Genomic DNA, 3,937 nt, shown 5'->3' on the forward strand with positions numbered 1-3,937 from the left:
TTTTTTGTTGACTGTTTTTGCTATGGGTTGGCTGACTATATTTATGAGTCCATTTCAGGCAGCAACTTTACTCATTGTACCTTAAATGCTGACCAATTTTTTTTTTTTTTTTTTTTTTTTTTTTGTTCTTTATTTTTTTTTTTTTTTATTGCTCCGCCGACCACCGAAATCTAAACCCTCTCCTACCCCCTTTCCCTCCACCCCGCTCTTCCGATCTCCAAACGGCTCAGCCAGCTCCAGCACCCGCTTCAAGCGCTGGTCATCACGACCTTTCAGCGTAAAAAGCGTCAAGACACGTTCAGGCTCCAGCTCCAGCAATGACTCTACTGAATGTACGCCATAATAATACTCAGGTTTAGCCATGAACGACCTCGAAATCAGTGAAGAAAAAGACAAAAAAAGAAAAATCCTGCAAAGCCAACTTCACAGGATTTCCATATCACGCCTAGTTTAACTGATTCAAATGAAAATTTCTTGATCGGTTACAGCTCATCTTGCGGTGTATTTAGCCTTCAAAATGGCAAACATAGTCCAGCACATCATCGGTTTCAATCTTGAAGCGGCTGTTGCCGGCTACATAGAAAGACTGACCCGCGCGAAATAGCTCTTTTTCTTCACTGTCGCCGATCTGCACGCGGCATTCACCTGAAATGATTTCCATGCGCTCAGGGACATGCGTTTCAAATGTTAATGCATTTTCTGAAGGTAAAATTACCCCTAAGGTTTTTTTGGTGCCATCTTCAAACTGCACCACATGGCTGATGCATAGTCCGCCAAAATACACATTTGATTTTTTAAGTACAGATACATGATCAAACTGCGCTGACATGCGATTTCTCCAGATAAAGCATTTTGTAATATTTTGATTGTTGTAGTTTAAATGTGCCCCTACAACTAATCAATCAAAGTTTGTCGGACTTGAATGAAATTCTTCAGCCCTCGGAGGCTGCCTGTGCCATTGACAATTTTATTGCAGTAAATTCCCGCTCAACCGGTGATCTTTCCTATCATTAAACAGCCTCCGCATTCACTTCAGGCCCTAAACTAAGTTTTCTTCATGTCAAATATATGAAAAAAATTAATAAGTTTCTGCAGCCAAATCTGAAGATGCAGAACAACACGATCAAATAAGCGTGTATTAATCACTAAAATTTAAGATAGAATGAAAGCGATCTATCCTGATTTATAATAACAGCCGTGTTGCTATAGTAGAGCAACCTACTTGCTATTTCATTCAAACTTTTCGCAGCCCGGATGCGTTTATGCTGACACATTTAACTCTGATCAATTTTGCTTTGGCCGAGCATCTTGCTATTGATATTAAACAAGGTTTTAACGTTCTTACTGGCGAGACCGGCGCAGGAAAATCCTTATTACTGGATGCCTTGTCGGCCTGCCTGGGTGAGCGAACCGACACCAATTATGTGCGGTATGGCGCAGAAAAAGCAGATGTAACCGCCACCTTTAGCTATCAGGAAAACAGCCCTGAGGCAATCTGGTTAAAAGAGCATGAACTAGATGATGAGTCAGGCGAAATCCATTTACGCCGGGTGATTTTTGCCACCGGTCGCAGTAAGGCCTGGATTAATGGCCGTCCCAGCAGCCTGTCTGAGCTCAAAGAAATTGGCCGTTTGCTGGTACAACTTTACAGCCAGCATAGCCAGCAGCAATTACTGGAACCACCTTATCCTAAACACTGGCTAGACCGTTACAGCAATTTCTATGCGCCTGCTCAGGAGGTACGAGATGCCTACAGCAGCTGGCAAAAAAATATCCGGCAACATCAGGCAGCTCTAGATGCCCAGGCAACGCGTAAGCAGCGCATGGAAACGCTGGAGTTACAACTCGAAGAGCTCGAAGAAGTCATCCAGACGGATTATCAGGAAATTGAACAGGAGTTTGACCGTCTCTCACACCATGAAGCTATTATGCAGGATTGTGTCTACAGCCTGACTGGCCTGGATGAAGGCGAACAGAATATTTCTCAGGAACTGGCTTCAATTTTACGGCGGATGGAAAGCCATGCGGGCCGCAGTGAACAGCTCTCTGACATTTATACCTCTTTACTGAATGCGCAAAGTGAACTCGAAGATGCGACGGCGAATTTACGCCAGTTTATGGATCGGCAAAGTTTTGATCCAGCGCGGATGGAAGAATTAAACCTCCAACTGGAAGTGTTTCACCGTTTAGCACGCAAATACCGCACCCAGCCTGAGCAGCTCAAAGAAGAGTATGAAACCTGGCAGGCCGAGCTGGAACAGTTGCATCAGCTGGAAGATCCGGAAACTCTGGCGGAGCAGGTCGAAGTCTCTTATCAGGAGTTCCTGAACAAAGCCCAGCATCTGGATCAGATTCGCCGTGAGGCGGCTGAACCTCTGGCAAAAAAACTGACCGAGCAGGTCAAGCTGCTGGCTTTGCCGGAGGCACATTTTGAATTTAAGTTTGAGCCTTTAGAGCACCCTTCCAGCGAAGGCCTGAGCTTTATCCAGCTCTTGTTTACTGCCAACAAAGGCATTCCGGCCCAACCTTTGGCACGGGTCGCTTCAGGCGGTGAACTGTCGCGTATTGCCTTGGTCATGCAGGTGATGAATGCCGAAAAAACTGAAGCCGAAGTACTGGTCTTTGATGAAATTGATGTCGGCATTAGCGGTGGAACCGCAGAAGTGGTGGGACGTTTACTGGCTGATCTGGCACAACATGTACAAATTCTGTGTATTACCCATCAGGCACAGGTAGCAGCACAATCTGACCAGCATCTGCTGGTGAAAAAGCGTCAGACCAATCCGGCCAGCAGCACAATCATCGACCTGAAAGAAGATGATATTATTCAAGAACTTGCTAGAATGACTGGCGGAGTGGAAATTAATGAAACCACCTTGCAGCATGCACGGCAGTTACGGCAGTTAAAGTTTCAGCAGGTTTAAGAAATGACGGTCATCACAAAAAACAGTTGGTGAATTGATAAAGCTCTAGTAACGTAATAATGAATATCATAGGATTTCTCTGCAAAGAAATTGATTTCAAGGAGAATTGCTCAGGTGACTAAACAATATCTGGCTCATCGTTGTCTGATTGCTCCCCCCCATGCAAATGACGATTTTTTTGCCCATACCGTAATTTATCTGGCCCGCCACGATGAAGATGGCGCACAGGGGATTATTATTAATCGACCGACGGGTATTCAGATTAAAGAATTGCTGAATGATCTGGATATAGAAGCAGATAACGTCAACCCGCATGAAGTACTGCAAGGTGGACCTTTACGCCCTGAAGCCGGTTTTGTTCTGCATACCGGCCAGCCAACCTGGCACTCTTCAATTGCTGTGGGAGAAAATGTCTGCATTACCACCTCCAAAGATATTCTAGATGCGATTGCGCATAATGAAGGTGTAGGCCGTTACCAGATTGCACTCGGTTATGCGAGCTGGGGCAAGCATCAGCTGGAAGAAGAAATTGCGCGTGGTGACTGGCTAATCTGCGATTCCGATATGGATCTGATTTTTGATCTGCCCTATGACGACCGTTGGGATGCAGCTTATAAAAAGATCGGTGTAGATCGCAGCTGGTTTTCTTCCGAGATTGGCCATGCCTGATTTAGCATCTCAAACCATTATGGCCTTTGATTTTGGTACCCAAAAAATGGGCATGGCCGCGGGTCAGTCCCTGATTGAAAGTGCTCATCCCCTGCCTTTATTTCCGATGAAAGACGGCATTCCCGACTGGGCAGCCTTATTAAACATTGTAAAAACCCATCAACCGCATCTTATTCTGGTGGGTCTACCTTTAAATATGGATGACAGCGAGTCCGAGCTGTCGACACGCGCACGCAAATTTGCCCGCCGTTTACGTCATCAAACTAATATTCAGACTCTGATGGTTGATGAGCGCCTCACCACTCGCGAAGCACGGGATGAACTCGATCATTACCAGGCGCAGG

Annotated in this window: 4 protein-coding genes and 2 pseudogenes; 4 read left to right on the forward strand and 2 right to left on the reverse strand. The window is 45.6% G+C overall.

Annotated elements, in window-relative coordinates:
* Nucleotides 1-82: pseudogene (locus tag E2K52_RS13640) on the forward strand (sulfite exporter TauE/SafE family protein); the annotation flags it as partial.
* 134 nt (nt 83-216) lie between these two features.
* Here the strand turns inward: E2K52_RS13640 and E2K52_RS13645 are convergent.
* Nucleotides 217-363, reverse strand: a pseudogene (locus E2K52_RS13645) (RNA methyltransferase substrate-binding domain-containing protein); the annotation flags it as partial.
* Nucleotides 364-505: 142 nt separating this feature from the next.
* Entirely contained in the window at nt 506-829 is a 324-nt protein-coding gene (locus E2K52_RS13650; protein ID WP_151205572.1) for a pyrimidine/purine nucleoside phosphorylase, read from the reverse strand.
* 433 nt (nt 830-1,262) lie between these two features.
* Between E2K52_RS13650 and recN the strand changes: the two genes are divergently transcribed.
* The 3 genes from recN to ruvX all read left to right on the forward strand — a co-directional run.
* Entirely contained in the window at nt 1,263-2,924 is a 1,662-nt protein-coding gene (gene recN, locus E2K52_RS13655; RefSeq protein WP_151205573.1) for a DNA repair protein RecN, read from the forward strand.
* Between the two features lie 114 nt (nt 2,925-3,038).
* Nucleotides 3,039-3,593 carry a YqgE/AlgH family protein gene (locus E2K52_RS13660; RefSeq protein WP_151205574.1) on the forward strand — a complete coding sequence of 185 codons (555 nt, stop codon included), beginning with the start codon at nt 3,039-3,041 and terminating at the stop codon, nt 3,591-3,593.
* On the forward strand, nt 3,586-3,937 hold a 352-nt coding region (gene ruvX, locus E2K52_RS13665; protein WP_151205575.1), incomplete at its 3' end, for a Holliday junction resolvase RuvX. The genes E2K52_RS13660 and ruvX, both read left to right, overlap by 8 nt.

The sequence above is a fragment of the Acinetobacter sp. RF14B genome (assembly GCF_006864105.1).
In the GTDB taxonomy this organism is placed as follows: Bacteria; Pseudomonadota; Gammaproteobacteria; order Pseudomonadales; family Moraxellaceae; genus Acinetobacter; species Acinetobacter lwoffii_C.